The following is a 25,717-nucleotide window of genomic DNA, read 5'->3' on the forward strand; positions in this document are numbered from 1 at the left end:
CGCCGCGCGGGTTCGGCGGCCCGCCGCACCCCCAGGCACGGGGCCGGAACCGCTCGGCCGGCCTCATCCCGGTCACGCCTGCGGGTCACGGTTACGGGTCACGGCTGTGGGGTCTCGGCGCCACGAACCGGCGACACACCGTTGCCCTCCGCGAGGGTCTCGCCCTGCCTGATGCGGTCGGCCTGGCGCGCGTGCCGGCTCACCGTGGCCCGCAGGAAGTCACGGATGAGGATGAGTTCTTCCACGGTGTGCCCGGTGAGCCCGGCCTCGTCCTCCTCGCTCAGCTGCCCCCACACGGCCTGCGCGACGTACTCGGCCTGCGGCGTCGGAACGACGGTCACCCGGCGCCGGTCGTTGACGTCGCGGACCCGCCGGGCGTAGCCGGCCCGCTCCAGCCGGTCGATCGCAATGGTGGCCGCGCTCGGGGACAGGCGGGCCGCGCCGGCCAACTCGCCGGCCGTCATCGGGCCGAGCGCGAAGACACAGCCCATGCAACGCATGTCAGTCCGGTTGACACCTAAACGCGCCGCCGCTGCCTCGTCCACCGCGTCCGAGACGTTCTGCAACTGCATGACGGCGACCTGGACCTCGTCGACAAGCGACTTCCAGACATCCTTTGACATTTGAAATATCCATGGATTAGACTTATTAATTGTCAAAGTATACACCTATCTTCCTGGGAGTACAGCCTGTCGCGTGGTGACGACCTCGACAGGACGCACCGGGACCAATCCCTCCAAGGAGGTGTGAGGATGAGCCAGCGCCGCGGGAACCCATGGATCGTCATGGTGACGCTCTGCATCGGGTTCTTCATGACCATCCTGGACACCACGATCGTCAACATCGCGATCCCCGACATCCTCGAAGACCTGGACGCGACGATCAGCGAAGTGCTGTGGGTGATGAGCGCCTACATCCTCGTGGTCGCCGTACTCGTGATCACGGCCGGCCGCCTGGGCGACATCGTCGGACCCCGCAAGGTCTTCATCGCCGGCATGATCCTTTTCACGGTCGCCTCCGCGCTCTGCGGAGCCGCCATGGAGCCCTGGCAGCTCATCGCGGCCCGGGCCCTGCAGGGCATCGGCGCCGCGTTGATCACACCGCAGACCCTCACCATCCTGACCGGGGTCTTCCCACCCGAGAAGCGCGGCCTGCCCAGCGCCATCTGGGGCATCACGGCGGGCGTGGCCGGTCTGGCCGGCCCGACGCTCGGCGGGCTGCTCGTCGCCGAGGGCAACTGGCGCTGGGTCTTCTACGTCAACGTGCCGCTCGGGCTGGTCACCATCGCCATGGCCGTCGCCCTCATCCCCGACGTCCGCCCGGACAAGCGCCTCCGGCTCGACATCACCGGGGTCGTCCTGGCCAGCGCCGCGCTCGGGGCGATCACGTACGGGCTGCTCGAGGGCGACCGCTACGGATGGGGCACGATCACCTCCTTCCTCAGCATTCCCGTGGTCATCGCGGCCGGCCTCGTGCTCCTCGTGGTGTTCCTGGCGACGCAGGCGCGCGTGAACGACCCCCTGATGCCTCTGGGGATCTTCAAGGACCGCGGCTTCTCGCTGATGAGCTTCGTGATCGTCGCCGTCTCCTTCGGCATGATGGGGTTGTCGCTGACCCTCACGATCTACCTGCAGCAGGTCCTCGGGCTCAGCGCGCTCCAGGCCGGCCTCACGCTCGCGCCGACCGCGCTGGCCATGATGTTCTCGTTCCCCGTCGTCGGCTTCCTGATCGACAAGATCGGCGGGAAGTACGTCCTCATCTGCGGCCTGGCCCTCTACCCGGTCAGCCTCGCGCTCATCGGCAACATGGCGCGGACCGACTCCGGCCAGTGGTCGCTCCTTGGGCCGCTGATCCTGGCGGGCATCAGCCAGGCGGCCGCATTCGCCCCGACCGTCACGATGGCCATGCAGGACGTGCGGACGGAGTTCGCGGGGGCCGCCTCGGGCGCCTTCAACGCGATCCGCCAGCTGGGCTTCCTGATCGCCGTCGCCGCGATGGGCGCGGTGCTGCAGAGCCGCTTGACCAGTGAGCTGCACGGCGAGGCGGAGCGCCAGGCGGCACAGCTGCCCGGTGAGTTCAGGGAGGGCTTCGTCGACGCCGTCACCTCGGCGGGCGGCAGCATCGATGCGGGAGCCGGCGACGTGCGGTTGCCCGCCGGCGCGAGCGGTCAGCTCGCCCAGCAGATGCGGGAGATCGCCCAGTCGGTCTTCGACCAGGCCTTCGTCGGCGCCCTGCGCTTCACGCTCCTGGCCTGCGCCGCAGTGGTGGTCGTCGCCTGCCTGCTCAGCTTCGCCGCCAAGCGGCCGGACCCCGCGAAGGCGCCCACGGCCGAGGAGGAACTGGCCCTGATGTGACCGGTCAGCCGGTCGTTGCCGCCACTTATTCGTTCACGACATCACAGGGGGACGGACCGGGAGGAAGCCGGCGCCTGCCACGATCACTTCCAGTCTCGACTTCGAGCGTTTCTCTAGTAATAATCAAGGGTAATGCTCGAGGATCGTCTCCGGTGTCCCGATCAAGGAAATAAAGGCGCGTTCTCAACAAGGAATAAGCGCTCTCCGGTCACCAGTCACAGCAGACGGCACACCAACGGGGGTTGATTCAATGCCGCGGACAGTTCGCGCTTGTGTTACCTGCTGGAAATCGAGCGAATCGGCCGGCGAAACCCTATCGCGCGACAATTCGACGAGGAGCTGCCGGCGGCGGCCGAGCCGCCTTCCGGTGAAACTCCTGCCTGGCGGCGCGCACGCGGGCGTCGCTCCTGGACCTGCACTTCTTGCCAGGTGAACGCCGACGGAACCCACCGAACCAGTGGGTCGAAGTAACTCTTTCCGACGATGGTTAGGAGATTCTAGCGAGGTCGGATGCACCGCGCAAGCATCGCGCATTCCGACCTCGCCTGCCATAGAAAGGTCGATTGCCTTCACGCTTGGGGATCAAGATGAGATTCTGTGTCCTGGGAACTCTGAGAGTGCTCGACGGCAGCCGGGAGGTGACTCCTTCGGCCCCAAAACTCCGGCAGGTGCTCACTTTTCTTCTCCTGCGGCGCAACAACATCGTACAGACCACCGAGCTCATCGACGAACTGTGGGGAGAAAATCCACCCAGCAGCGCGCTCTCCACTCTGCAGACCTACATCTACAAGCTGCGAAAGATCCTCTCCCACGATGAGGTCGACTCGTTCGAGGAGATTTTGCAGACGCAGTCGTGGGGATACATGCTGACCATCGACCACGACCAGCTCGACCTGAACCAGTTCGAACGGCTGCTCGCCGAAGGTGTGGCGGCGCTGAAGCGGAATGAGACCGAGATGGCCGCCAAGTGCCTGGCCGAGGCACTCTCGCTGTGGCGCGGCCTGGCACTGGCCGATGTGGCCGCGGGCAACCTGCTGTCGGCCTACGTGGCCTCCCTCGAGGAGAGCCGGCTGCGCGCGCTCGAGCTGCGCATCGAGAGCGATCTGCGGCTCGGCCGGCATCGGGAGGTCGTGGGCGAGCTCAAGCACCTGATCTCGGTGCATCCCCTCCATGAGGCCTTCTACGCGCAGCTGATGAACGCCCTGCATCGCTCAGGCCGGCGCTGGGAGGCGCTGGAGGTGTACCAGCGGCTGCGGGCGACCCTGGTGGAAGAGGTGGGCATCGAGCCGTCCGCGGACACACAACGGCTGCACCAGTCGCTCCTGTCGGAGGAGACCACCGCACACCCCGCCAAGCCGGAGCCGCAGGCCGGCCACGGCCGCAGGAGCACGGCCGTGATCGAAAGGCCGAGGAACGCTGTGAGGACGCTCCTGCCGGCCCAGCTGCCACCGGACATCTGGGACTTCACCGGCCGCCAGTCCAGCATCAACGACCTGGTCGCCGCCGCCACCATGACGGAGCCCGCGGCCACCACGCCGCCGACCGTGCTGATCGCGGGAATGCCTGGCGTCGGCAAGACGGCCCTCGCGGTGCACCTGGCGCACCTGATCAAGCGGGATTTCCCCGACGGCCAGTTCTACTGCACGCTGCGCGGGAGCGACGGCGAGCCCGCCGACCCCGGCCAGGTGCTCTACAACTGGCTGATAGCGACCGACATGTACACCAAGAAGCTGCCGGGCAGCACCGAGGAACGCTCGAAGATGTTCAGGAGCTGGTGCTCGGCGCATCGTGTGCTGATCGTCCTCGACAACGCCGCCTCGGCCGCGCAGATCTCTCCGCTTCTGCCCGGCAGCGAGCACTGCACGACGATCATCACCAGCAGGTCCGGCTTATACGGGTTTCCCTGCAGGAAGCGCCTCGACCTGGCGCCGCTCACCCTGGAGGAAGGCGTACGCCTGCTGGGCGCGGTCGCGGGCAGGCAGCGCATCGAGCGCGAGAAGGGCGACGCGCAGAGCGTGGTGCGCTTCTGCGAGGGGCTGCCGCTGGCGGTGCGCGCCGCAGGCGCCCGGCTGACCGCGTCGCCGACCCTGCCGCTGCGGACCCTGGCCGCCCGCCTGGCCGATCCGGAGTTGCGCCTCAAAGAGCTGAACTCCACCGACTTCGACATCTACCACAGCTTCGACCTCAACTACCAGGAGCTCGACCCCCGCGAACGCGGCGCCCTGTGGCTGCTCTACCTGCGACGCAGCACGCGCTTCAACCTCAAGAGCGCCGCCGAAACGGTCGGCTGCGACATCGACACGAGTGAGACGATCCTCACCCGGCTGGTCTCAGCCCACTTTCTCCGCATCGTCGGCTACAACGGCGCACGGGACGACGTCGTGTACGCCATCAACGAGCTGGCCCACCTGTACGCGGAGAAGAAGCTGGAGAACGAGCTGGCCGAGCGAGGCACGCCGGCCGAGGCGAGCCTGGACGCCGGGGAGACGACCGCGATCGAGGCGCCCGCCGGCTCAGGCCCTCCCGCCGCCCCGGGCCGGCTCGTACGCCGTGATCTGCGCTGGAACAACTGATTCGCTGTGGAGGCGAACCCTGCCCCCGAACACCGAGCACTGAAATTTTTTTTCCATGAAAATTTTTTCGCCCGAACACCGGCGCGGGGTCCTCAATCGCCCGGCGGGCCAACGTGGCCACGCCCGGAGCACCGGTGCTCCGGGCGTGGCCACGAGACGGCCGGGGTCCGTACAGGGTGCGTCATGGATGCGGGACCGTCGAATGGGCGGCGAACTCCTCCGCGACGGCGCACACGTACCGCCCGTAGTCGGACGGGGCCAGTCTCTCCCCGAGTTCGCGGCACTCCTCGGCCCGGATGAAGCCCATCCGCAGCGCGACCTCCTCGATGCAGGCGATCCGTACGCCCTGTCTGCTCTCCAGCGCGCTGACGTACTGCGCGGCCTGCAACAGCGAGGCCGGCGTGCCCGCGTCCAGCCACGCGCATCCGCGTCCCAGATCCACCAGCCGGGCCTTGCCGCGTTCCAGATAGTCGCGGTTGACGTCGGTGATCTCCAGCTCGCCCCGGGCCGACGGCGACAGGTTCTTGGCGATGTCGAGCACTTCGTTGTCATAGAGATAGAGGCCGACGATCGCGCGGTTGGACCGCGGCCTGGCAGGCTTCTCCTCGATCGAGATCAGCTTGCCCGCGGCGTCGGTCTCGCCCACTCCGTACCTCTCGGGATCGGTCACCGGGTAGCCGAAGAGCACGCAACCGTCGATGTCCCGGGCCTGCTCCTGCAGGATGTCGTCGAACCTGTGTCCGTGGAAGACGTTGTCGCCGAGCACCAGGGCCACCGGATCGTCACCGACGTGGTCAGCGCCGACGATGAACGCGTCGGCCAGCCCGCGCGGCTCCTGCTGTCTGGCGTACCGCAGGCTGAGCCCCAGCTGTGCGCCGTCGCCGAGCAGCCGCTGGATCTGCGGCAGGTCCACCGGGGTGGAGATGATGAGAATGTCGCGGATGCCCGCCAGCATCAGGGCCGACAGCGGATAGTAGATCAGCGGCTTGTCGTTCACCGGCAGGAGCTGCTTGGACACCGCGAGGGTGATGGGGTGCAGGCGGGTTCCCCGCCCGCCCGCCAGGATGATCCCCTTCATGTCCGTGCGGCCCGTGCCAGCAGGTCCACCTGATCCGGGTCGCCGGAGCAGGGGAAGAAGACGAGCTCGTCGCACCCTGCGGACTCGTGCTCCTTGATGGTGCGCTGGAGCTCGCTCTCGGTCGTCACGGTCTGGGCGGCCGCGCGGTCGGCGTACGGGCCCGCCTGCTCGTAGTAGCGGCGCATGTGCGCGACGGCCCGCTCGGCGCCGTCCGCGCCGAACGAGAAGTAGGCCAGCGCCACCATGCGCGGCCGATCCGTCCTGCCCTCGGCCGACCAGGCGGCGCGGGCGCGCGCCGCCAGTTCCGCGTACGGGACCGACGACGAGCCGCCGGCGATCCAGCCCTGTCCCAGGCGGGCGGCCCGCCGCAGAGCCGCGTCCGTGTGCCCGCCGACCCAGATGGGCGGCCCGCCGGCGGCGGGCTCCGGGCCGATCCCGGAGCCAGGCGCCCAGGCCTCGCGCAGCTCCGTGATCAGGGCGTCAAGCCGCCTGCCTCGTCGCCGGTACGGCTGCCCCGCGGCCTCGAAGTCGTCGGCGCGGCCTCCCGCGGCCACCCCGACCGCCAGCCGTCCGCCCGACAGTTCGTCCACGGTGGCCAGCTGCTTGGCCAGGACCGCGGCCCCGCCTCTGTACGCGGCGATCAGGATCGTCGTGGCGAGCCTGATCCGCCGGGTCACGGCGGCGGCGGCCGCGAGCGTGACGACGGGTTCGTGGTTGCCGGCCACCAACCGGTCGAGCACCCCGAGCGAGGACAGGCCGCGGACGTCCGCGCGACGTGCCCACTCGAGGAGGGTGGCGCCGTCCACTCCGCGCACCGTCGTCGGCAGGCCGACTCCGACGTCCACGGATCAGCTCCCCTTTCTCGCCACGATGAGCGTGTCGTGCTCGCCCAGCGGCCGGGCAGGCTCGACGGTGAACCCCGCCTCCTCGAGCCAGTCGCGGCATTCCCCTGCGAGGTACTCCGACCCACCGTCCGTCGTGAGCAGCATGTCCAGGCTGATCACCAGGTTCTCGGCGTCGACCGGCTCGTCGGCCAGCATCCGGTCGTAGATGATCAGCGCGCCACCGGGATTGACCGCCTGGTACGCCTTCATGATCAACGTACGTCGCTCGGCCGGGGCCCAGTTGTGCAGGACGTGGCCGATGGTCAGCACGTCGGCCTCCGGCAGCGGGTCGGCGAAGAAGTCGCCCGCGTGGAACGTGGCGCGCTCGGCCACTCCGAGTCGCTCCACGTGCTCGTGGAACGGCTGCTCCATCGGAGGCAGGTCGAAGACGTGCACGGACAAGTGCGGGTGCGCCTGCGCGACCCGGCCCGCGAGGTTGCCCCTGGCACCGCCGATGTCGGCGTAGGACTTCACGGTGCCCCAGTCGAAGGCTTGCGCGATCAGCGGTGCCAGCATGGTGCTCAGCGCGTCCATCATGCCGAGGTAGCTGATCCGCCGGTCGGGGTCGTCGAGCATCTCGCGGAAGGCGTTCGTCACGCGAGGCTTGCCGGTGCGCAGCGCCCCGGTCAGGTCGCCCCAGGCGGGGTACAGAACCCGGTCGGAACGTTCGAGAAAGCCGCCCACGTAGCCCGCCTTACCCGGCACGAGGTGCTCTTTCGCGGCGGGGGCGTTGGAGTAGCGCCCCTCCGCCCGCACCAGCAGCCCGAGGGCCACCAGGGTGTCGAAGAAGTCCCTGGAGGCCCGGGGATGCAGTCCGAGCCGCTCCTCGAGCTGCGGCCCGGTGAGCGACAGCCCGTCGAGCACGGCGAACACCCTGAGCTCAAGGGCGCTGAGCAGCACCTTGGCCGTGCAGAAGGCGGTCTTGCCCAGCTGGATCAGCTCGGCGGGGCTGGTGATCTGCGGTGGCTGCGTGGTCATCGTGTGGCTCCGTTCTTCGGTGGCGGGCTCTCTCCGAGCCGGCGCTTGGGCAGCTCACTGATCACCGCGGCGTCCTGGTCGCCCAGGCCGGCGGCGACCGCGTCGGCCATGAGGTCGCCCGCGCCCTCCGTCAGCGGAAGGCAGATCCCTCTGGCCATGGCGTCGTTGGCGGCCAGCCGGAGGTCCTTCTCCATCAGCCGCGCCTTGAAGGCCGCGGGCTCGTAGCAGCGCTCGCGCATGAACGCGGCGCGGAAGGCCAGAACCGGTGAGCTGAATCCGCTGTTGGCGATGACGTCGATGAGCAGGTCACGGTCGAGCCCGGCGCTGACGCCGTACGAGATCGCCTCGGTGAAGCCCACGGTCTGCACGCCGAGCAGAAGGTTGAAGGCCAGTTTCATCGTGGCGGCCGCGCCCGCCGAGCCCAGGTAGCGGATGTCCTGCCCGAGCACTCCGAGCAGCCCGCCGGCGGCCTCCACCTCGTCGTGCTCGCCCGCGGTGAAGATGCGCAGACCGCCGCTGCGCGCCATCGCCGGGTTGCCCAGGACGCACGCCTCGACCCGGGCGATCCCCGCGGCGGACAGCCGCGTGGCCGCCATGCGGGCGTACAGCGGTGAGGTGGTGGTGGTGTCCACCACCACGGTGCCCCTGCTCAGCTCCGGCAGCATGGCCTCGAACAGCACCTGCTCGACGGCCGACTCGTCGCTCAGGCTGAGCAGCACGATCGGCGTGTCCGCCGCGGCCCGCGGGCTGGCGGCCGCCCGCGCGCCCGCCTCCACGAGCGAGGCGACCTTGGACGGGGTGCGGTTGTAGACGGAAAGGGGATGGCCCGCCTCGAGCAGCCGGTGTCCCATGCCCGCACCCATCGCGCCGCTCCCGACGAGTGCGACGTGTGGCAGGCTCATGGCGTCCGAGCTCCGGCCGGCAGGGTGTCGGCGGACAGCTGCGAGATGCAGCGCATGGTCGCGTCGCGGAAATACCGCCCGAACGCGTCGGGCGTGCCGGTGTCACGGGTCTCGGCGAGATAGGGCGCCAGTTTCGCTTCCAGCTCGTGCACGCCCTTGTGCCTGGCCATGTTCCTGGCCACGTGCGCCAGGTCGCCCTCGTAATGGATGACCCGGATCATCACCTCGCCCTTGATGAACACCGCCGTGCCCACCAGGCGGCCCGCCTCCTTGCCCTCGTCGTCGACCAGCACCGGCGTGGGGACACGCTGGAATGCGGCGAAGATCTCCGCGATCTCGTCCTCGTGGCCGGGCTTGACCGCGTACGTGATGGCTGCGTACGGCATCAGATTCCTCCATCGACGTTCAGAGTGGTCCCGGTGACGTACCGGGACAGGTCACTGGCGAAGAACAGCACGGCGCCGACCACGTCGTCGGTCGTGCCCAGCCGCCCCAGGGCGGTCATCCCGGCCAGCCGCTCCCGCAGCGGGGGCGGCGGGCCCAGGCCCTCCCCCTTGTCGATCACACCAGGGGCTACGGTGTTGAGCCGGATGCCGCGGGGGCCCAGCTCTTTGGCCAGGGATCTGGTCAGCCCGATCAGCGCGGCCTTGGAGGCCGTGTAGTGGGCGGTCGCCGGGCGTCCGCGCAGCGCGGCGGAGGCGCCCACGTAGACCACGGATCCGCCTTCGGACAGCAGCGGCAGCGTCGCCCGGGTGACCAGGAACGGGGCGGTGAGGTTCGCGTCCATCACGCGGTCCCACTCCTCGCCCGTCAGCTCGCCCACGGGCGCCTCGCCGGCCACGCCGACGTTGTTGATCACAACGTCGAGTCCGCCGTACGCGTCCGCGCAGGCACCGGCCAGCCGGTCCACGTCGTCCTCGCTGGTGACGTCCGCGCGGACGACGTGGTGGTGGTCGCCGAGCTCCTTGAGCTCCCGGGCCAGGTCGTCGGCCGCCGCGCCGGCTCTGCCGTGGCAGGCCACCACCTTGGCGCCGCCACGGGCGAGGGCGAGCGCGCTCGCCCTTCCCAGACCGCGCGTCCCGCCCGTGACGAGGACGCGCTTGCCGGATATCGCCAGGTCCATCATTCCTCCGTTCGATTGCGATCCGGTTCATGCCACCGCGACGGCGGCCGCGTTGACGGCCAGTGCCACCACGGCGAGTACGGTCCGAAGCAGGTGCCACCTGCGCCACACCGGGCGCGGATCCGCCCAGTCCGCCGGGATCGCCGCGGGGTCGAGCACCTTGACGCGCCGGTTGATGGGCACGTTGCACAGGTGCGACACCAGTGACACCCCCACCGTCAGCACGGCGGCGACCGCGAACAGCGACCGCGGTCCGCCCGCCGGCGTCATGATGGCCAGCAGCACGTCCACCAGCGCCGTGGTCAGCACGATCAGCGGCATCGTGGGGTCGTAGTTGCGGCCGAGCAGCTCGTGGGTCTGCACGTAGCGGTCGGGAGGCAGGGCACGCAGCGCCGGCACGACGCTGAGCGCGACGCAGAAGAGCACTCCCGCGGTCAGGCCACTGCCCAGCACCGCCACGGCGCCCAACAGCTCCCGCATGCGCGCCTCACCTCCCCTCGGCGTACGCCGTGCTCCTGCCGCTGTACTCGGCCTGGACCGTGTAGACGCCGAACGACGCGCCCCGCGAGCGGTCCTGCAGGGGACGCAGCGGCGCGGTGGTCGAGCGGTGCGACTCCCCCTCCTCCCAGGCGCGGAAGGCGTCGAGGTCACGCCACTCGCTCAGCACCACGAACCCGTCGCGGTCGTGCTCGGAGCGGAGGAGTTCGTTGCCGAGCAGTCCGGGCGTTCCCGCCAGACCGCGGCTGATCCGGTGATAGGCGTCCTCCACGGCCTGCGTACCGGCGACGGCCGCCGTGACGAAGACGAGGACGCGCACCCGGCCGCTCATGGCCGCCGTACCGTCTCGCGCGACATGTCGTAGACCACGTTCATGGTGGTCATCGAGCCGCCCGACCGGTACGGATGCAGCTTCGTACGGTGCTCCAGGTGGCGCTCGCTCCGTTCGAACTCCCTGAAGCGCGGCTCGTCGACCCAGTCGCTGACGATGTAGTAGACGCCCGCCTCTTCCGCGCTCTTGGACAGCCACTGGCCGCGGTTGGCCGGGTGCTGCGTCACGGCGTCGCCGACCTCGTGCCACGTCTGTTCGAACTCTTCGTCCATGCCGGGCTTGATCTGCATGCGCAACATCACCCGGAAGGTCCCAGCGGTCATGTCAGATTCCCCCGTCCACGTGGATCGTCTCGCCGCTCACGAAGCTCGACAGGTCGCCGGCCAGGAAGAGCACCACGTTGGCGATCTCCTCGGAGGCGCCGAGCCGGCCGAGCGCGATCAGGTTCCTGTAGCGCTCGCGCACCGGGGCGGGGATGTCCATCCCGGTGTCCACCGGTCCGGGCGCGACGACGTTGACGCGGATCCCCTGGGGACCGAGCTCCTTGGCCAGCGACCGGGTCAGCCCGATGAGGCCGCTCTTGGCCGCGGTGTAGTGGGCGCGCAGCGGCACTCCCACGGTGGCCACCCGGGAGCCCACGTTGACGATGGAAGCGCCCTGTCCCAGCAGCGGGAGCGCCTTGCCGACGACGAAGGCGGCACCCGTGAGGTTGGTGTCGACGACGCGCCGCCACTCCTCGGCCGTCAGCTCCGCGAACGGGATGTGGCTGATGGCGCCCGCGTTGTTGACGATGACGTCGAGCGCGCCGTACCGGGACCGGCACTCCTCCACGAGTCGCTCGACCTCCTCCGGCCGGCCGACGTCCGCCCTGATCACGTGGTGGTCGCCACCGAGTTCCTTCAGCTCCATGGCGAGTTGCTCGGCCGCCTCGCCCTCCTGCCGGTGACACGTGATGACGTCGGCGCCCGCCCGGGCCAGCCCGAGCACGATGGCCCGTCCGATGCCCCGGGTGCCGCCGGTGACGATCGCCTTCTTCCCGGCGAGTCGCAGTTCCATGGTCGTCCCTTCACATTGAGATGAGGGCGGTCGCGGCCCAGGCGTTCACGCCGAACGCCACCAGGGCCAGGACCGTGCGGGTGAGGTTCCAGCCGCGCCAGCGCATCCGCGGATCCCGCCGCTCCCAGTCGGGCGGGCGGGCGGCGGGGTCGAGCGAGGTCACGTACCGGTTGATCGGCACGTTCTTGACGATGGAGATCGTCATCACGAGGAGCAGCAGCCCGGCCGCGGCCGCGAACAGGGTCCGTGGCACGGCCGCCGGCACCACGAAGATCAGCACGACATCCAGCACGCACGTGAGCGCGTTGACGATCGGCATGAACGGGTCGTACCGCGACCACAGGAAGCGGGTCGCCACGACGTACCTGTCGTACGGCTGCGCCAGCATCCACGGCACGACCCCGATGACGGTCGAAAGCATGACGCCGGCCGCGAGACCGTTGCCGACCAGCGCCAGCGGCACCAATACCTGGACGACCACGTCATGCCGGAGTCGACGCCGCGCGGGCGGCGCTCTCGACTCGTTCCTTGATGCGGCGCATCTGCACGACCGTGTTGTGGTTGATGCGATCGGTCATGGCCGCGTCGTCGACGGGGGCTTCGGGCTTCATGTGGAAGTCCTGGATCCAGCGCATCCGCACCCCGTCCCGGGTGGCGGTGTAGTCCCACCGGATCTTCATGTACTCGAACGGCCCGGTCTCGACCCGCTGCGCGCGGGCGGTGCCGGCCTGCCGGTCGATCACGCGTTCGGAGACCCAGCTCCAGACCTTGCCGTTCTCATCGGGGTGCATCGTCAGCCGGAAGCGCACCATGTCCCCTTCGCGGTGCAGAATCTCCGCCGAGGCGTACTCGCTGAACAGCCCCGGCCACGACTCCACGTCGTTGGTCATCTCCCAGACCAGGTCGAAAGGCGCCGCGATGACGATCTCGTTGTCCGTATGACCTGCCATGACGTCACTCCTAAGCAGCCGACAGGCGGTGGTTGACGAAGTCGAGCGTCTGGCGGGGCGTCTTCAGCTCCTCCATGGCGTCGTCGGGCACCTCGATGCCGTAGTCGCGCTCGACGCGGGCCCCCATCTCCAGAACCGCCAGCGAGTCCAGGCCGAGCTCCTTGAACGACACGTCGAGGATGTCGGCGTCGAGGTCGGCCGGTCCGCCGCATTCGCGCATGATGCGCTTCAGCTCGTCCAGCCGGAGTTCTGTCTTGTCCACGTCTTTCTCCTTCTGTGGTGATGTGCGGCCTCAGCCGCCTGCCGCGCGGACCACCACGGCGGAGTTGAACCCGCCGTGGCCACGGGCCACGACCAGCGCGGTCCCGACCCTGGCCGCCCTGGGCACGTCCAGGACGAGGTCGATGTCGCAGCCCGGCGCCGGCCGGGTGACGTTGGTGGTCGGGGGGATGACGGAGTGGTGCACGGCCAGCAGCGCCGCGGCCACGTCGAGTGCCGCGCCGCCGGCGTAGAGCCGGCCCGTCATGGTCTTGGGCGCCGTCACCGGCACACCGCCGGGCCCGAAGATCTCGGCCAGCACCCCGGCCTCCTGAAGATCCGCCTCCGGAACGCCCTTCGCGTCGGCGAAGACCACGTCGACGTCGCCGGGCGCGATCCCGGCGTCCGCGAGCGCCCCCTTGACGGCCCTGAGCAGTCCCGGCGGCCGGCCGGAGCCCGGCGCCGGGTCGAAGGTCGCCGCGTACCCTGCGATCTCGCCGTAGATCCGTGCGGCGCCGCGTGCCCTGGCGGCCCTCTCCTCCTCCATGACGAGGATCGCGCCGCCCTCCCCCGGCACGTAGCCACAGGCCTCGGCGTCGAAGGGCAGGTAGGCGCGGGCGGGGTCGGCGGATCGGCTCAGCATCCCGGTGGGAAGCTGGGTGACCAGACCGTACGGACTCAGCGAGGCGTCGGTCCCGCCGGTCAGCACCATCCCGGCCCCCTGGCGCAACGCCCGCCGCGCCTGCGACAGGGCGTCCAGGCCGCCGGCCTGCTCCGTGGCGATCACCCCGCAGGGGCCGCGCATGCCGTGCCGGATGGAGATCTGGCCGGTGGAGGCGGCGTAGAACCAGGCGATGGACTGGTACGCGCCCACGTGGCGCGGGCCGTTGCTCCACAGCGCCTGGATCTCTCGCTGCCCGAACTCGTTGCCTCCCGAGGAGTTGGCCGTCATCACGGCCATCTCGTACTCGGGCTGCCGCGCCGGGTCGATCCCGGCGTCGGCGAGGGCCATCTCGGAGGCCACCAGCGCGAGATGGGTCATGAGGTCGGTCTGCACCGTGATCTTGGCGGGCAGGTGCTCGTCCGCGGCGAACCCGCGAACCTGACCGGCCAGGGTGACCGGATACGGCTCAGGGTCGAACCGGGTGATGCGGCCGATCCCGCTGCGGCCCGCGAGCGTGGCGGACCAGAACTCCTCGTTGCCGAGCCCGTTGGGAGCGGTCGCGCCGATGCCGGTGACGACGTACCTCGTGGTCACGCGCTCACCTCCCGGGGTGCGCGAGCACCATCGCGGTCTGGAAGCCGCCGAACCCGCTGCCCACCGTCAGGACGCCCTCCACGACCTGCTCCCGGGCGGTCAGCGGCACGTAGTCCAGATCGCACTCCGGGTCGGGATTGCGCAGGTTGGCCGTGGGAGGGACGGCCTGATGCTCGATCGCCAGCGCGCACGCGGCGACCTCGATGGAGCCGATGGCGCCCAGCGAGTGACCGACCATCGACTTGATCGAGCTCACGGGCACCTCGTGGGCACGCGGGCCGAGGCTGCGCTTGAACGCGGCGGTCTCGTGGCGGTCGTTCTGCTTGGTGCCCGAGCCGTGCGCGTTGACGTAGTCGATGTCCTCGGGTACGAAACGGGCCTCGTCCATCGCGGCCCTGATCGCCTCGGCCATCTCCCTGCCGTCGGGTTTGAGCCCGGTCATGTGGAAGGCGTTGCCGCGGGCGGCGAAGCCCACCACCTCGCAGTAGATGTGGGCGCCCCGGCGGATCGCCAGCTCCCGGTCTTCGAGCACCATCACCGCCGCGCCCTCGCCGAGCACGAAACCGTTGCGGCTGGCGTCGAAGGGGCGGGCCGCATGCTCGGGATCGTCGTTCCTGGGAGTGGTGGCCCTGATCGCGTCGAAGCACGCCACGGTGATCGGCGATATGGGGGCGTCGGTGGCGCCCACCACGGCGACGTCGGCGGCGTGCTCCTGGATGAGGTGGTAGCCGTGTCCGACGGCGTCCAGCCCCGACGTGCACCCGGTCGAGGTCAGCGAGACGGGTCCTTCCGCCCCGCACGCCCAGGCCACCTCGACGGCCAGGGTGCTGGGGACCAGGTAGTCGTACAGGTGCGGGACGGCGTACGCGTGGTCGACCTGCCATCGGCTGCCTCCGTCGCTGGCCACGACGTACTCCTGCTCGAGGCTGATCGTGTTGCCGACCGCGCTGCCCACGCTGACCGCGAGGCGCTCGGGCGGCACACTCTCCCCGTCCAGCCCGCTGTCCTGCCACGCCTCCCTCGCGGAGATCACCGCGAGCTGCGCGGCGCGGTCCATCCTCCGGGCCTCCTGCGGCGACAGCCCCTCCGCGCGCGGGTCGAAGTCACACTCGGCGGCAACCCGGGAACGGAAGCCCGTGGGGTCGAAGAGGGAGATCGTCCGGGTCGCCGTCCGCCCCGCCATGAGCAGCTCCCAGAAGGCCTTGGTCCCGATGCCCCCTGGGGTCGCCGTGCCGATGCCGGTGATGACCACCCGCCGTCCGCCCGTCACGGCTCCACCTCGCCGGCCTCTTCCGGGTACGGCTCGGTGTCGACATGACCCAGGTCCGGCCTCGGAGCGAGCGGGCACATCATGAAGATCGCGAACGCCTCTCCGCCGCCGCGGTTCATCACACGGTGCCGGGCGTTCTTGGGGATCACCATGCCCTCGCCCTCGGCGAGTTCCAGCTCCTGGTCGCCGTCGATCCGCACCACCATCGTCCCGCGGGACACATAAAGGAATTCCTCCGAGTACGGGTGGTAGTGCTCGGAGACGTACTCGCCGGGCTGGAGCGTGAGCACCCCCATGAAACCGGAGCTGGTCCGCGTGGTCTTGGGGCTCAGCAGCACACGGATCTCACCACCCCGGCGCCTGTTCACCACTGTCTCGGCCAGGCCGACCTTGCTGAGAGGTCCTTCGTCCGTCGTCGGGCTCGCCTCGGAAGGCGCGACACCGGTGTCAGACACGCCGACCACCTTGTCCTTTCTCCCATTCGTAGAACGGGGTGGCCATCGCGTCGCGCGGGCCACGCCAGCTGGGGTCGTAGGGCAGTACGTACGGAGCCAGCCGGTCGCTGACGTCCCGGAACAGGCGGTGCTGCCGTACCTCGTCCACGCGCGAGGGAACGTCGGTTTCCGCCTCGGCCAGATGGAAGTACAGGTCGTGGAAGTGAAAGAGCGTGCGACGGGTGACGCCGACCAGCCCTGGCAGTTCCGTGGCGTCGGAGTCGGCGAAGATGTCCGCCACCGAGTCGGCGTCGGCAGGCTCCATTCTGGCGACGATCAAGGTACGGCGCATGTGCGTCTCCTTTCGGTCCAGCACGATGGCGCGGGGGCCCTTCCTGATGCCGGTGCGCTCATACCGCTGCCCTGCCACCGTCTCGGGCCCCGGCCAGCTGCTCCAGTTCGGTGACCAGAGTCGCCGGGGCCGGGTGCGCGGCCATCTCCACGCCGAGACGCCGGGCCGCACGTTCGTGATCGGCTGAGGCGAGCAGGCCTGAGACCGTGTCGCGGATCTCCGCCATGCCGAAACCGTCAGCCGGCTCCATGGCGGCCCCCGCGCCGGTGGCCGCCAGCCGCCTGGCGTGTCCGATGTGGTCGGGGAGCTGCGGCAGCGCGAGCTGTGGCAGCCCGTTCACCAGGCCGGTGAGCATCGAGCCCGCTCCCCCGTGGTGCACCAGCAGGTCGGCGCCGCGCGTGAGCAGGCGGAGCGGGACCGACTCCATCACCCGTACGCCGGGTGGCAGCGGTCCGAGCAGGGCGCGCTGCCCGGAGGCGATCGCCAGGACGACCTCCACGTCCAGGCCGGCCAGGGCGCGGGCCACGTGTCCGGCGAGGAAATACTCATGGCCGAGCCTGGCCATCGTCGTCCCCCAGGTCACGCAGACGACGGGGCGGTCCCGTCGTTCCGGCGGCTCGGCGGGGACGCCGTCGTGCACGCCCTGGTAGGGCAGATAGCGCATCCGCCGCCTGGTTCCGGGCACCGGGCCCTGAAGCGTGACGGGGCAGGGGTCGATGGTCAGCGCGCCCATGGGATCCACCGGGCCGACGCCGAGCTTGTCACCGACGGGCTCCAGCGCCCTGATGATCGCGTCCCTCGCCGGGACGAGCAGGTCCGTCCCGTACAGCTGACGGACCGCCGGCACGCCGGCCGCCGCCGCCGCGAGTGGGCCTGCCCAGGCTGTGGGATCGTACACGACCAGGCCGGGCTTCCAGTCGCGGGCGAAGGAGGCCAGGTCGTCGGCCATCGCCACGGCCAGGTCGACGAACATGCTCAGCGCACGCGGCGTGCGCGCCGACGGGTCGCCCGCCACCGGGCGTGCCGGCCGTCCGTTGCCGGTCTTCGGCCCTTTGACGAAGCCGCGTATGACACCCGTCACGTCCACCGCCCGGCCGACGCTGACGGGGGTGAGGCCCGCTCGGAGGATCACGTCCTGGGCGTCCGGCGGGACGGCCACGCGTACCTCGTGCCCCGCCGCCAGGCAGGCCCAGGCCAGAGGGACCATGGGATACAGGTGCGAGGGCCAGGCCCACCCTGTGAACAGCACGCGCATGGACCGACGCCTCCTGTCGTGTCGGGATCCGGTCCTCCAGACCCTGACAGCTCCCCCTCGAAGGCCGGACGATGACGCGGCCCGCCCGGAGCGGCGTCATCGACCGCTATTCGAGCATTCTGCGAGCGAAGCTCCTTAGCGTGACTCGACATCTAACTCGTTCGCCCGTCGATCGTCAGGGAGTGGTTCATGGATCTCGGCCTCGCCGGCAAAGTCGTCCTGATCACGGGTGGCAGCGGCTCGATCGGCGGCCACCTCGCGCGCGCGTTCGCCGCAGAAGGCGCCAGTGTGGCCGTCACCTACCACCGCAACGAGCCCGGCGCGTACCGGGTGGCGGAGGACGTGCGGGCCCTGGGTGGCAAAGCGACCACCGTCCGGTACGACCTGACGGATCGCGGCTCCATTCACGCCGCCTTCGACGCCGTCGCCACAGAGTGGGGTGGCGTGGACGTGGTCATCGTCAACGCCTCGGCCATCCCGGGTACGAAAGTGCATCCCGTCGCCTTCGAGGACGTCCCCGTCGAGGAGTGGCAGCCGTTCCTGCGTGCCGACGTCGAGGGCTCCTTCCACACCGTGCAGGCGGCCCTCCCCTGGATGAAGAAGCAGGGGTGGGGGCGCATCGTGTTCATCTCGGCCAACATCGTCCAGCGCGGGGCCGCCGGTGACGAGGCGTTCGTCGCGAGCAAGATGGCTCTGCACGGGCTGAGCAGGACGCTGGCGACCGAGCTCGCGCCGCAGGGAATCCTCGTCAACGTCGTGGCGCCGGGCCCCACCGTCACGCGCGGCTTCCTCGCCCGGGTCCCGGAGGAGTTCAGCAAGGATCTGGCCGGCAAGTCACCGGAGCAGATCAAGCGCGCTCTCAACAAGGGCAGACCGGCCGGCCACATCTCCACGCCCGACGACATAGCCGGGCTCGTCCTGTACTTCGCCTCCACCGTCAACGGCAACGTCACGGGCAGCGTGGTGCACGTCGCCGGAGGCAACTAGGCGCCCTGCCGGCCCGGGGTCCGGTTCCGGGCCGGCTCCGGAAGCCAGGGTCCGGTTTCCGGGCATGGGTGCGGCCGATCCCGGCCTCGCGGGCCGGGATCGGCCGGGGGCGGCGATCAGTAACGCACCGCCGTGGTGCGGGACTCGATCGTCTCGGTCTGGTTCCCGCTCGTGTCGTAGACCGTGCCGGTTCCCGACGACGAGAAGGTGTTCTGTGTCACGGAGCCTGAATGAGCGATGTCCAGGGTGCCCACCCAGGTGCCGTCAGGCATGAACATGTGGTGCCTGAAGGTGAAGTCGAAGCGGGACGAGCCGCGTGCCGTCCACTTGCCCAGCCCGAGATCTCTGATCCGGGTGTTGGTGCAGATGACCAGCCCCGTGTTGGTGAACAGGAAGAGCCCCTTCTCCGGCGGGTTGGGCCCGGGGAACACGATGTCCACGTGCCAGGTGCCGATGAGGGAGTGCGCCCGCCCTTCGATGTCCGCGTCCGCCACGTCGGCGCTGAGCAGCGCCGCCAGTCCCGCAGCGGGCGCGAGGACCGCGCTCCTCGACAAGAGCCTACGACGATCGATCGTCTTTGCCACTGACCCTCCAACGTGAATCCACCCCGTGACCCCCAGCTTGTTCTGGACGTCTCCTCCCGGGAGTGTCTGGGAGGCTAGGACCGCCGCCTCTGGGATCACTCGAGCCTCGCTGGTCTTCGAACAGCGCCCGGTCCGCAGCCGGCGGATCAAGGAAAGCGAACCCGGTCAGCACCAGTCCCTCGGTCAACCACCTGGTCACCACGTCGTACGCACGCCGCCAACGCACCTGGTCAGACATTTCCCGCCTCCCCGTCCGAACCGTCATCAGGGCGAGTGTGGCAACCCGTTCTCCAAGCTCGATCGAGCCTTGCTGGCCGCAGGACCGCGGCACGCCTCCCTTCCCGACCGGTGGTGAGGACGGCTCTATCCGGTAACCACCAGATCTCCAGCGGTGACTGTCAGCATCACGACGGCACCGGTCCCAACAGCTCCGGTGTCCTCGACGAGGAGACCTTCGGCACCCGATGGAGGGAACATGACGAACGAGCCCTCGCCCATGGCGCTCAGCACGCCGCCGTACAGCGACGACCGTCCCGACCAGGAGCAGGTCCTGCTGATGCTGGCGGGCAAGTGGATCACGGGCGTGCTGCACGTGGTCGCCCGCCTGGGCATCGCCGACCTGCTGGCCGACGGGCCGCGCACCGTGGAAGATTTGGCCGGGGCCACCGAGGCGCACGAGCGTACGCTCTACCGGTTCCTGCGCGCGGCGGCCTCCGTAGGGGTGTTCGCCGAGCGGCCCGACGGCCGTTTCGAGCTCACGCCCAAGGCTCGATACCTGCGCAGCGACGTCCCCGGGAGCCTGCGCAACCTCGCCTACTTCTACGGTGAGACGACCGTGTGGAACTGCTGGGGCCACGTGATGGACACGGTCCGCACCGGCGAGGCCGTGGGCCCGAAACTGCGCGGGGGCAAGACCTGGTTCCAGTACCTCGAGCAGGACGCGTCGGAATTCGCCGAGGTGTTCCACGGGTCCATGACGGCGCTCAACGACGCCCGCGCTCCGCGCATCGCCGACTCCTTCGATTTCGGCCGTTTCCCGGTGGTCGCCGACATCGGTGGCGGGCAGGGGCAACTGCTCTCGGCGATCCTGCGGCGCCACCCGGCGGTGCGCGGCATCCTGTACGACATCCCCACCGCCATCAAGGGCGCCCGCGAGTTGCTCGCGCGTGAGGGTGTGGGCGAACGGGTGCACTGTGAGGAGGGCAGCTTCTTCGAGAGCGTCCCCAGCGGCGCCGACGCGTACGTCCTCAAGGCGATCATGCACGACTGGAGCGACGCCGAGTGCGGAGGCATCCTGCGCCGCGTGCGCCAGGCGATCGGCGGCAAGCCGGAGGCGCGGCTGCTGATCATCGACGGGGTGCTGCCCGAGTTGAACGCATGGCACTACAGCAAGCTCATGGACCTCGCCATGCTCGTGAACGACAAGGGCGCCGAGCGCACCGCTGAGGAGTGGCGCCGGCTGCTGCAGGTCTCCGGGTTCGAGTTGGCCGGCATCCATCCGACTGCTCCGCCGCACGGCATCGTCGAGGGCAGGCCCGCCTGAGCCGTGTGACCTCCCGCGACCAGTCAGCCCCCCGGAAGGAGCCAGGGCCATGAGGCTCGCTGTGAACCTCACCTACCAGAGCGCGGTACGGGTGGCGCAGGAGGCCGAGCGGATCGGCTACGACCTCGCGCTCGCGCCCGAAGGGTACCGGTCCGACGCCGCCACCGTGCTCGGCACGGTGGCGATGCGCACACGGACCATCGACCTGGCGTCCGGTGTGTTCCAGATCCCAGGCCGGACCCCGGCGCTCACCGCCTTGACGGCATCGACGCTGGACGCTCTGTCCGACGGACGCTTCCGCCTGGGACTGGGCGTCTCCAACCCCGACATCAGCGAGGGTTGGTACGGCGTGCCGTTCGACCGACCGTTGGGACGTACCCGCGAATATGTGGACATTGTGCGACGCGCCCTCAATCGCGAGCAGGTCATCCACGCAGGCGAGCACTACCAGCTGCCGCCCCCGGGGAGCACCGCGACGCCCTTCACGCTGCTCACCCAGCCGGTCCGGCGGCGCATCCCCATCTACCTGGCGGCGGTCGGCCCGCGGAACATGGAACTGGCGGGAGAGGTCTCCGACGGCTGGCTGGGCGTCTTCTGCACCCCCGAATCGGTCACACAGGCCCTGGACCACCTGCGGGCCGGCCGGAACAGAGCCGGAAAGGACCTCGACGGCTTCGAGGTGCTCCCCGGGCTGCCGGTGTCCGTGAACGACGACCCGGAGCAGGCCGTGGACGCGGTGCGCGGCTACTTCGCGCACTTCCTCGGCATGGGCGATCGCAGGCGGAACTTCTACTGCAAGCTGGCCGGGCGGATGGGCTTCGGTCAGGAGGCCGCCGCTGTCCACGAGCGCTACGCCGCTGGCGACCTCAAGGGGGCGCGGGCGGCCGTACCCGCCGGGTTCGTCGACCGTGTCTCCCTGCTGGGCCCGGTCACCCGGATAGCCGACCGGATGCGGGAATATCTGAAGAGCGGGGCCACGACCCTCGTCGTCTCGCCCTTCGCCACGACCGGCGACGGGCAGCTCGACATCCTTCACGCCGTGGCCGCCGCCCGCGAGAGCATCGAACGCTAGGACGAGCAGCCAGGGCGGGGCCCGTGGACAGGCATCGGCGGCCGGCCCTGGGCAAGGGTCACGCCCGCGACAGCAGGAACAACGTATAGGCGGCCAGCGAACCGGCGTCCCTGACCGCGCCCGCGCGGACCATCTGCTCGAACTCGGCCCGTGGCACCCAGCGCTGGCGCATGTCCTGTTCACTGTGCTCGCGGGCGCTGGCGCCGTGCTCAAGGCCCGTCGCGAGGTAGACGTTGGATCGTTCGGTGCTGATGGCGTGCGCCACGTCGATGGTGCCGAGCAGCGTGAGACCGGCAGGACATAATCCGGTCTCCTGTTCGAGCTCCTGACGTGCCGCCTCCTCGAGCGTGGGCGCGGGCGCGAACCCCTGCGGAAAGCTCCACGAGCGCCGCCGCATCGGATAACGGTATTCCTCGACGAGGTGGAACCCGTCGTCCTCCAGCGGGATCACCAGCACGGCGTTGGGCCGCTCCAGGTAACCGTAGACGCCGCGCGACCCGTCGGGCCGCTCGATCTCGTCCTCGCGCAGCGTCATCCAGGTGTTGGAATAGACGACCTCGGTGGAGACCTGCCGGATCGAGGGGTGGTTCATGCCGCCCAGCCCGCAGCCGGATCGGGACCTGCCGCGGCCCGCACACGCGGGCCCACCACGGCGTCCACCATGGAACCACGTCCTCCCGGGAGAAGTCGTCGCGTGCCGCTCAGCGGCTCGCCTGAGCCAAGGATCAGCGTAACTCTCCCGAAGAGCGTGCGCCGGGGCGCGATCGCACACCTCCGGCGACAGGCCGACCGGCCCAGGGCGCCCCCGGTCGGCCGGCGCGCGGGTCAGGCCGGCGCGACCGGCTTGATCGGGGTGCGGCCGCGGCCCAGCACCCACAACATCGCGGCGAACGCGGCCACCTGGAGCGGCCAGCCCATCACGATCTTGGCGAAGCCGAGCGCCGCCACCGCCTGGTCGCCGCCCCCGAACAGGTAGACCGGCCCCTGCACGGCCACCCGCACCGCGCACGGCAACATGAGCAGCCACGTCAGCCGGGAGCAGAGACGCACGACGCCCGGATCCTTGTGCCAGGCCGTCGGGTCGCCCGTGACCGAGCCGATCAGGAACCCGACGACCGGCCAGCGCGTGACGATCGACACCAGCATGGCGGCCATGTACGTGGCGTTCCAGAGGATGCCGGGCAGGAAGTAGTCTTTCGCGTCGCCCGTGCGGCTGGCGAAGAACGCGCCGATCGCGATGCCGATCAGGCTGTTGATCACGAACTGCGGCGTGGACCGCTGCACGATCCGCGCCACCAGCAGCAGGACCGACAGGGCGACGCTGATGATCAACGACAGCTTCAGGTCTTCGGTGGTGATCCAGGACACCGTGAAGGCGATCGTCGGGACCGCCGCCTCGATGATGCCGCGCACTCCGCCGAAGGCCTTGGCGAGCTGGGCTCGCACCGCCGCCTCAACCGTGTCGTGGGCGACCTCTTCTGCCTCGGCACTCACTCGATCAACTCCCTGGGCGCAGCTCGTAACGCGGATTGAACATCACCTTGCGCCCGTCCTGCATGCTGACCAGGCCCTCGGCCTTGACCGTGCGGCCGGGCTCGATGCCCGCGATCTTGCGACGGCCGAGCCAGACCAGGTCGATCACGTCCGACCCGTCGTAGAGCTCGGCCTCGAGCGCGGGAGCACCGCCCCTCGGGCGCAGTGTCACCGTACGTAGCGTACCCGCCACGCAGAAGCGCCGGCGCCCGCCACACGAGGCGATGGGGGTGGCGCCGACCTCATCGGCGTCCTCCCGCAGCTCCTGGGCCTCGATCTCGGACTGGGACGACGCCAGCCGAGTCAGGAACCCGCGCAATCCCCTGCGTTTCCGGGGCTCTGCCGTACTCATGATGGAGCCAGCCTATGTGATGTCAGCCGTCAGCGAATCTCACTGATTTCCGGCCCTCTCCTGAACGGGTTGAACCCCTGCTCGTCCTCCTGCTGCTCGGCGCCCGGATCGCTGGGCCGGCGCAGCGGGATCGGCTCCTCGCGGGCCATCGGCTCATCGCCCCGCACGACCACGACGTCCTTGATGAAGTCGATGTACGCCGTCGCGATCGTCTCGTCGGTGGCCGCCTTGCCGGAGATCACCGCGAGCAGGAACCAGCGCGGCCCGTCGATGCCGAGGTAGCGGGCCGGCCTGGCGGCGCCGTCGACCTTCATCTCGCCGGTCAGCTCGCTGCCGAACGGGCCCTCCTGCTCCTCCAGGTGCTTGGCCTGGGCCCGGATCTTGGCCTTCACCTCGTCCCACAACCCCGAGCTGCGGGGCGCGGCCAGGGCCTGCAACTGCAGCGAGCTGTCTTCGTACAAGGCCACGACGCCGACGTGCTGGTCGCCGACCGACGCCAGCCGTACGTCGAAGTCGGAATTGTGCGGCAGCCGCAGGCCGCCGAGGTCGATCCTGTCCGTGTCGGGGTGGGGCTCGTCGGCGTCCCACGGGCCGGACTCTCGGGTGGGCGCGGCAGCCTCCTGCTCGGTCGCCTGTTCCGGCTGCTCACGACGACGACGTCGGAACACGTTCCTCACTCTCCTTGCTCACCGGGCCGCCTGGCGGCCCGCCATGTCGAAGGGCCGCGGGCGCGGCCCGCCGGTCAACGTCCTGTCGATCCGAATCCGTTGGCGCCGCGCACCGAACCGGGCAGGCGTTCGACCTCGTAGAAGGCCGCGCGCTCCACCCGCTGCACCACGAGCTGCGCCATCCGGTCGCCCCGCTGGAGGCGGAACGGCTCCTTGGCGTCGGTGTTGATCAGCGTCACCTTGATCTCGCCGCGGTATCCGGCGTCGACCGTGCCGGGCGCGTTGACCAGGGTGACACCGTGCCGTGACGCGAGCCCCGACCGCGGGTGAACGAACGCCGCGTATCCGTCGGGAAGGGCGATCGCCACTCCCGTGCCGACGACGGCCCGCTCGCCCGGCATCAGCTCGACGTCCCGCACCGCGTAGAGGTCCGCGCCCGCGTCACCCGGGTGGGCGTAGGACGGCATCGGCAGACCGTCGTCGAGCCGGTGGATGAGGACCTCGGGGCCCGCACCTGCGTTGGTCAAGGGTTCACCTCGTAGTCGTGTTCGGCGGCGACCGCGGCCAGATCGCCGTGCTTGGCGAAGTGTTCCATGTTCACCTCGATGAACAGCGCTGCCGCGCGGACGGCGACCGGTCCGCCGGGGGCGCCGATCCGCCCCTCAGCCTCAAGGTACGCCTTCCTGCCCGCGATGCCGTTGCACCAGGCACGCAGGTGGAGTGTCGTGCCCACGGGGACGGGGAGGAGATAGTCGGTCTCCAGACGTCCCGTCACATAAGGCTTGCGGAACAGGTAGACGGACATCCCGATGACCTCGTCCATGGCGGCGGCAAGCACGCCGCCGTGCGCCAGCATCGGCGCGCCCTGATGCGCCTCCCCCACCGTGAAATCCGCCTCGACGGTGGACCCGTCGGGTGTCCTGGCCGTGAGGTGCAGGCCGTTGCGCTGGTCGGCGCCGCAGCCGAAGCAGCGGTTGTAGTGGCCGCGCAGGTCGGTGCCCGGCGGCGGCGCCTCAGGGTGCGCCGCGGGCGCGGCCGCGCCCTGCGGCGGGGTGGTCAGGGGAGAACGCGTCACGGGTGACGAGGGTACTCCGTGTCCGGCCATCCGCTGTCATCATCACGGTCCGATGGCCTGCGGCATCCCGTGGCCCTGTCACGGCGGTCTAGTCGCGCGGGCCGGTGTCGTCCCCGTGTTCCCCGTCTTCGCCACGTGGCCTGGTGGTGGTCCGGTCCTGCCGGCCGGGGGCTTCGTGGCGCGGCCCCGTGCCGTCGGACTGCCCGCCGGCGTCGCCGTCCCTGGGTCTGGGGACCTCTCCGGCCTCACCCTGGCCGGTGGCCGGACGGGCGTCGAAGGTGTCGCCGGGGGTGTCGCCCGGAGTGGGGGATTCTGGTCCGGCCGGGGTGACGGACGTGCCGTCCGGGGG

General features: G+C 70.0%; 31 protein-coding genes and 1 pseudogene. 5 read left to right on the plus strand and 27 right to left on the minus strand.

Features of this window, described 5'->3' with window-relative positions:
• Positions 1 to 98 precede the first annotated feature (98 nt).
• Positions 99 to 623 carry a MarR family winged helix-turn-helix transcriptional regulator gene (locus GUY59_RS11035; protein WP_138200412.1) on the minus strand — a complete coding sequence of 175 codons (525 nt, stop codon included), beginning with the start codon at positions 621 to 623 and terminating at the stop codon, positions 99 to 101.
• 129 nt (positions 624 to 752) lie between these two features.
• Between GUY59_RS11035 and GUY59_RS11040 the strand changes: the two genes are divergently transcribed.
• Positions 753 to 2,354 (plus strand): DHA2 family efflux MFS transporter permease subunit, encoded by a 1,602-nt coding sequence (locus tag GUY59_RS11040; RefSeq protein WP_138200413.1) that lies wholly within the window; start codon positions 753 to 755, stop codon positions 2,352 to 2,354.
• Positions 2,355 to 2,941: 587 nt separating this feature from the next.
• The gene (locus tag GUY59_RS11045; protein WP_138200414.1) at positions 2,942 to 4,927 is read left to right on the plus strand and encodes an AfsR/SARP family transcriptional regulator; all 1,986 of its coding nucleotides are present in this window, start codon (positions 2,942 to 2,944) and stop codon (positions 4,925 to 4,927) included.
• 181 nt (positions 4,928 to 5,108) lie between these two features.
• On the opposite strand, the gene rfbA is transcribed toward GUY59_RS11045, so the two are convergent.
• The 18 genes from rfbA to GUY59_RS11135 are packed head-to-tail and all read right to left on the minus strand — an operon-like array spanning position 5,109 to position 17,554.
• Complete coding sequence (gene rfbA, locus GUY59_RS11050) at positions 5,109 to 6,005, minus strand: glucose-1-phosphate thymidylyltransferase RfbA (protein ID WP_132332351.1); 897 nt, start codon at positions 6,003 to 6,005, stop codon at positions 5,109 to 5,111.
• Complete coding sequence (locus GUY59_RS11055) at positions 6,002 to 6,850, minus strand: LLM class flavin-dependent oxidoreductase (RefSeq protein WP_138200415.1); 849 nt, start codon at positions 6,848 to 6,850, stop codon at positions 6,002 to 6,004. Before GUY59_RS11055 ends, rfbA begins: the two co-directional genes overlap by 4 nt.
• Positions 6,851 to 6,853: 3 nt before the next feature.
• Complete coding sequence (locus GUY59_RS11060) at positions 6,854 to 7,867, minus strand: methyltransferase (protein ID WP_138200416.1); 1,014 nt, start codon at positions 7,865 to 7,867, stop codon at positions 6,854 to 6,856.
• The gene (locus GUY59_RS11065; RefSeq protein WP_138200417.1) at positions 7,864 to 8,769 is read right to left on the minus strand and encodes an NAD(P)-dependent oxidoreductase; all 906 of its coding nucleotides are present in this window, start codon (positions 8,767 to 8,769) and stop codon (positions 7,864 to 7,866) included. The genes GUY59_RS11060 and GUY59_RS11065 overlap by 4 nt, the downstream gene beginning before the upstream one ends.
• Positions 8,766 to 9,155 (minus strand): SchA/CurD-like domain-containing protein, encoded by a 390-nt coding sequence (locus GUY59_RS11070; RefSeq protein ID WP_138200418.1) that lies wholly within the window; start codon positions 9,153 to 9,155, stop codon positions 8,766 to 8,768. The genes GUY59_RS11065 and GUY59_RS11070 overlap by 4 nt, the downstream gene beginning before the upstream one ends.
• Positions 9,155 to 9,892, minus strand: a complete 738-nt coding sequence (locus tag GUY59_RS11075) for an SDR family NAD(P)-dependent oxidoreductase (RefSeq protein WP_138200419.1) — start codon at positions 9,890 to 9,892, stop codon at positions 9,155 to 9,157. Before GUY59_RS11075 ends, GUY59_RS11070 begins: the two co-directional genes overlap by 1 nt.
• Before the next feature lie 27 nt (positions 9,893 to 9,919).
• Complete coding sequence (locus GUY59_RS11080) at positions 9,920 to 10,372, minus strand: anthrone oxygenase family protein (protein ID WP_132332357.1); 453 nt, start codon at positions 10,370 to 10,372, stop codon at positions 9,920 to 9,922.
• Between the two features lie 7 nt (positions 10,373 to 10,379).
• Positions 10,380 to 10,721: an antibiotic biosynthesis monooxygenase family protein gene (locus tag GUY59_RS11085; protein ID WP_138200420.1), complete on the minus strand. Its 342-nt coding sequence runs from the start codon at positions 10,719 to 10,721 to the stop codon at positions 10,380 to 10,382.
• Positions 10,718 to 11,044, minus strand: coding sequence for an antibiotic biosynthesis monooxygenase family protein (locus tag GUY59_RS11090; protein WP_138200421.1), 327 nt, complete (start codon positions 11,042 to 11,044; stop codon positions 10,718 to 10,720). The genes GUY59_RS11085 and GUY59_RS11090 overlap by 4 nt, the downstream gene beginning before the upstream one ends.
• Before the next feature lies 1 nt (position 11,045).
• The gene (locus GUY59_RS11095; RefSeq protein WP_138200422.1) at positions 11,046 to 11,777 is read right to left on the minus strand and encodes an SDR family NAD(P)-dependent oxidoreductase; all 732 of its coding nucleotides are present in this window, start codon (positions 11,775 to 11,777) and stop codon (positions 11,046 to 11,048) included.
• Positions 11,778 to 11,787: 10 nt separating this feature from the next.
• Complete coding sequence (locus tag GUY59_RS11100; protein ID WP_201760722.1) at positions 11,788 to 12,258, minus strand: DUF1772 domain-containing protein; 471 nt, start codon at positions 12,256 to 12,258, stop codon at positions 11,788 to 11,790.
• A 1-nt stretch (position 12,259) separates the two neighbouring features.
• Positions 12,260 to 12,727, minus strand: a complete 468-nt coding sequence (locus GUY59_RS11105) for an SRPBCC family protein (RefSeq protein ID WP_132332361.1) — start codon at positions 12,725 to 12,727, stop codon at positions 12,260 to 12,262.
• Between the two features lie 10 nt (positions 12,728 to 12,737).
• Positions 12,738 to 12,989, minus strand: a complete 252-nt coding sequence (locus GUY59_RS11110) for an acyl carrier protein (protein ID WP_246063724.1) — start codon at positions 12,987 to 12,989, stop codon at positions 12,738 to 12,740.
• A gap of 30 nt (positions 12,990 to 13,019) precedes the next feature.
• Complete coding sequence (locus GUY59_RS11115) at positions 13,020 to 14,243, minus strand: ketosynthase chain-length factor (protein WP_138200423.1); 1,224 nt, start codon at positions 14,241 to 14,243, stop codon at positions 13,020 to 13,022.
• A gap of 4 nt (positions 14,244 to 14,247) precedes the next feature.
• Positions 14,248 to 15,513, minus strand: a complete 1,266-nt coding sequence (locus GUY59_RS11120) for a beta-ketoacyl-[acyl-carrier-protein] synthase family protein (protein ID WP_138200424.1) — start codon at positions 15,511 to 15,513, stop codon at positions 14,248 to 14,250.
• On the minus strand, positions 15,510 to 15,968 hold the full coding sequence (locus tag GUY59_RS11125) for a cupin domain-containing protein (protein WP_246063725.1): 459 nt from the start codon (positions 15,966 to 15,968) through the stop codon (positions 15,510 to 15,512). Before GUY59_RS11125 ends, GUY59_RS11120 begins: the two co-directional genes overlap by 4 nt.
• Positions 15,961 to 16,299 carry a TcmI family type II polyketide cyclase gene (locus tag GUY59_RS11130; protein WP_132332364.1) on the minus strand — a complete coding sequence of 113 codons (339 nt, stop codon included), beginning with the start codon at positions 16,297 to 16,299 and terminating at the stop codon, positions 15,961 to 15,963. Before GUY59_RS11130 ends, GUY59_RS11125 begins: the two co-directional genes overlap by 8 nt.
• Before the next feature lie 58 nt (positions 16,300 to 16,357).
• Positions 16,358 to 17,554, minus strand: a complete 1,197-nt coding sequence (locus tag GUY59_RS11135; RefSeq protein ID WP_138200425.1) for a nucleotide disphospho-sugar-binding domain-containing protein — start codon at positions 17,552 to 17,554, stop codon at positions 16,358 to 16,360.
• A gap of 189 nt (positions 17,555 to 17,743) precedes the next feature.
• Here GUY59_RS11135 and GUY59_RS11140 point away from each other — a divergent pair, with 189 nt between their 5' ends.
• Positions 17,744 to 18,541 carry an SDR family NAD(P)-dependent oxidoreductase gene (locus tag GUY59_RS11140; protein WP_138200426.1) on the plus strand — a complete coding sequence of 266 codons (798 nt, stop codon included), beginning with the start codon at positions 17,744 to 17,746 and terminating at the stop codon, positions 18,539 to 18,541.
• Positions 18,542 to 18,657: 116 nt separating this feature from the next.
• Here GUY59_RS11140 and GUY59_RS11145 read toward each other — a convergent pair whose 3' ends face one another.
• Complete coding sequence (locus GUY59_RS11145) at positions 18,658 to 19,125, minus strand: hypothetical protein (protein ID WP_138200427.1); 468 nt, start codon at positions 19,123 to 19,125, stop codon at positions 18,658 to 18,660.
• Between the two features lie 475 nt (positions 19,126 to 19,600).
• On the opposite strand from GUY59_RS11145, the gene GUY59_RS11150 reads away from it, so the two are divergent.
• Positions 19,601 to 20,668 carry a methyltransferase gene (locus GUY59_RS11150; protein ID WP_138200428.1) on the plus strand — a complete coding sequence of 356 codons (1,068 nt, stop codon included), beginning with the start codon at positions 19,601 to 19,603 and terminating at the stop codon, positions 20,666 to 20,668.
• Positions 20,669 to 20,717: 49 nt separating this feature from the next.
• Positions 20,718 to 21,740: an LLM class flavin-dependent oxidoreductase gene (locus GUY59_RS11155; RefSeq protein WP_138200429.1), complete on the plus strand. Its 1,023-nt coding sequence runs from the start codon at positions 20,718 to 20,720 to the stop codon at positions 21,738 to 21,740.
• A gap of 58 nt (positions 21,741 to 21,798) precedes the next feature.
• On the opposite strand, the gene GUY59_RS11160 is transcribed toward GUY59_RS11155, so the two are convergent.
• The 7 genes and pseudogenes from GUY59_RS11160 to GUY59_RS11190 all read right to left on the minus strand — a co-directional run.
• The gene (locus tag GUY59_RS11160) at positions 21,799 to 22,332 is read right to left on the minus strand and encodes an NUDIX domain-containing protein (RefSeq protein ID WP_138200430.1); all 534 of its coding nucleotides are present in this window, start codon (positions 22,330 to 22,332) and stop codon (positions 21,799 to 21,801) included.
• A 233-nt stretch (positions 22,333 to 22,565) separates the two neighbouring features.
• Complete coding sequence (locus GUY59_RS11165) at positions 22,566 to 23,234, minus strand: DUF3159 domain-containing protein (protein ID WP_252374895.1); 669 nt, start codon at positions 23,232 to 23,234, stop codon at positions 22,566 to 22,568.
• Positions 23,235 to 23,238: 4 nt separating this feature from the next.
• Positions 23,239 to 23,625, minus strand: coding sequence for an OB-fold nucleic acid binding domain-containing protein (locus GUY59_RS11170; RefSeq protein WP_132332371.1), 387 nt, complete (start codon positions 23,623 to 23,625; stop codon positions 23,239 to 23,241).
• Between the two features lie 29 nt (positions 23,626 to 23,654).
• Positions 23,655 to 24,293, minus strand: a complete 639-nt coding sequence (locus tag GUY59_RS11175; protein ID WP_132332372.1) for a DUF3710 domain-containing protein — start codon at positions 24,291 to 24,293, stop codon at positions 23,655 to 23,657.
• A 74-nt stretch (positions 24,294 to 24,367) separates the two neighbouring features.
• Positions 24,368 to 24,820, minus strand: a complete 453-nt coding sequence (gene dut, locus GUY59_RS11180; RefSeq protein WP_132332373.1) for a dUTP diphosphatase — start codon at positions 24,818 to 24,820, stop codon at positions 24,368 to 24,370.
• Complete coding sequence (locus GUY59_RS11185; protein WP_212746168.1) at positions 24,817 to 25,368, minus strand: PaaI family thioesterase; 552 nt, start codon at positions 25,366 to 25,368, stop codon at positions 24,817 to 24,819. Before GUY59_RS11185 ends, dut begins: the two co-directional genes overlap by 4 nt.
• 88 nt (positions 25,369 to 25,456) lie before the next feature.
• A pseudogene (locus tag GUY59_RS11190) lies at positions 25,457 to 25,717 on the minus strand (hypothetical protein); the annotation flags it as partial.

The sequence above is a fragment of the Nonomuraea sp. K271 genome (assembly GCF_009908215.1).
Taxonomy (GTDB): domain Bacteria; phylum Actinomycetota; class Actinomycetes; order Streptosporangiales; family Streptosporangiaceae; genus Nonomuraea; species Nonomuraea longispora.

Excerpts from the sequence above, each read along its gene's own strand:
- GUY59_RS11035 (WP_138200412.1), bottom strand. The coding sequence starts at position 623 with ATGTCAAAGGATGTCTGGAAGTCGCTTGTCGACGAGGTCCAGGTCGCC.
- GUY59_RS11040 (WP_138200413.1), top strand. The coding sequence starts at position 753 with ATGAGCCAGCGCCGCGGGAACCCATGGATCGTCATGGTGACGCTCTGC.
- GUY59_RS11045 (WP_138200414.1), top strand. The coding sequence starts at position 2,942 with ATGAGATTCTGTGTCCTGGGAACTCTGAGAGTGCTCGACGGCAGCCGG.
- rfbA (WP_132332351.1), bottom strand. The coding sequence starts at position 6,005 with ATGAAGGGGATCATCCTGGCGGGCGGGCGGGGAACCCGCCTGCACCCC.
- GUY59_RS11060 (WP_138200416.1), bottom strand. The coding sequence starts at position 7,867 with ATGACCACGCAGCCACCGCAGATCACCAGCCCCGCCGAGCTGATCCAG.
- GUY59_RS11065 (WP_138200417.1), bottom strand. The coding sequence starts at position 8,769 with ATGAGCCTGCCACACGTCGCACTCGTCGGGAGCGGCGCGATGGGTGCG.
- GUY59_RS11070 (WP_138200418.1), bottom strand. The coding sequence starts at position 9,155 with ATGCCGTACGCAGCCATCACGTACGCGGTCAAGCCCGGCCACGAGGAC.
- GUY59_RS11075 (WP_138200419.1), bottom strand. The coding sequence starts at position 9,892 with ATGGACCTGGCGATATCCGGCAAGCGCGTCCTCGTCACGGGCGGGACG.
- GUY59_RS11080 (WP_132332357.1), bottom strand. The coding sequence starts at position 10,372 with ATGCGGGAGCTGTTGGGCGCCGTGGCGGTGCTGGGCAGTGGCCTGACC.
- GUY59_RS11085 (WP_138200420.1), bottom strand. The coding sequence starts at position 10,721 with ATGAGCGGCCGGGTGCGCGTCCTCGTCTTCGTCACGGCGGCCGTCGCC.
- GUY59_RS11090 (WP_138200421.1), bottom strand. The coding sequence starts at position 11,044 with ATGACCGCTGGGACCTTCCGGGTGATGTTGCGCATGCAGATCAAGCCC.
- GUY59_RS11095 (WP_138200422.1), bottom strand. The coding sequence starts at position 11,777 with ATGGAACTGCGACTCGCCGGGAAGAAGGCGATCGTCACCGGCGGCACC.
- GUY59_RS11105 (WP_132332361.1), bottom strand. The coding sequence starts at position 12,727 with ATGGCAGGTCATACGGACAACGAGATCGTCATCGCGGCGCCTTTCGAC.
- GUY59_RS11130 (WP_132332364.1), bottom strand. The coding sequence starts at position 16,299 with ATGCGCCGTACCTTGATCGTCGCCAGAATGGAGCCTGCCGACGCCGAC.
- GUY59_RS11135 (WP_138200425.1), bottom strand. The coding sequence starts at position 17,554 with ATGCGCGTGCTGTTCACAGGGTGGGCCTGGCCCTCGCACCTGTATCCC.
- GUY59_RS11140 (WP_138200426.1), top strand. The coding sequence starts at position 17,744 with ATGGATCTCGGCCTCGCCGGCAAAGTCGTCCTGATCACGGGTGGCAGC.
- GUY59_RS11150 (WP_138200428.1), top strand. The coding sequence starts at position 19,601 with ATGACGAACGAGCCCTCGCCCATGGCGCTCAGCACGCCGCCGTACAGC.
- GUY59_RS11155 (WP_138200429.1), top strand. The coding sequence starts at position 20,718 with ATGAGGCTCGCTGTGAACCTCACCTACCAGAGCGCGGTACGGGTGGCG.
- GUY59_RS11160 (WP_138200430.1), bottom strand. The coding sequence starts at position 22,332 with ATGAACCACCCCTCGATCCGGCAGGTCTCCACCGAGGTCGTCTATTCC.
- GUY59_RS11170 (WP_132332371.1), bottom strand. The coding sequence starts at position 23,625 with ATGAGTACGGCAGAGCCCCGGAAACGCAGGGGATTGCGCGGGTTCCTG.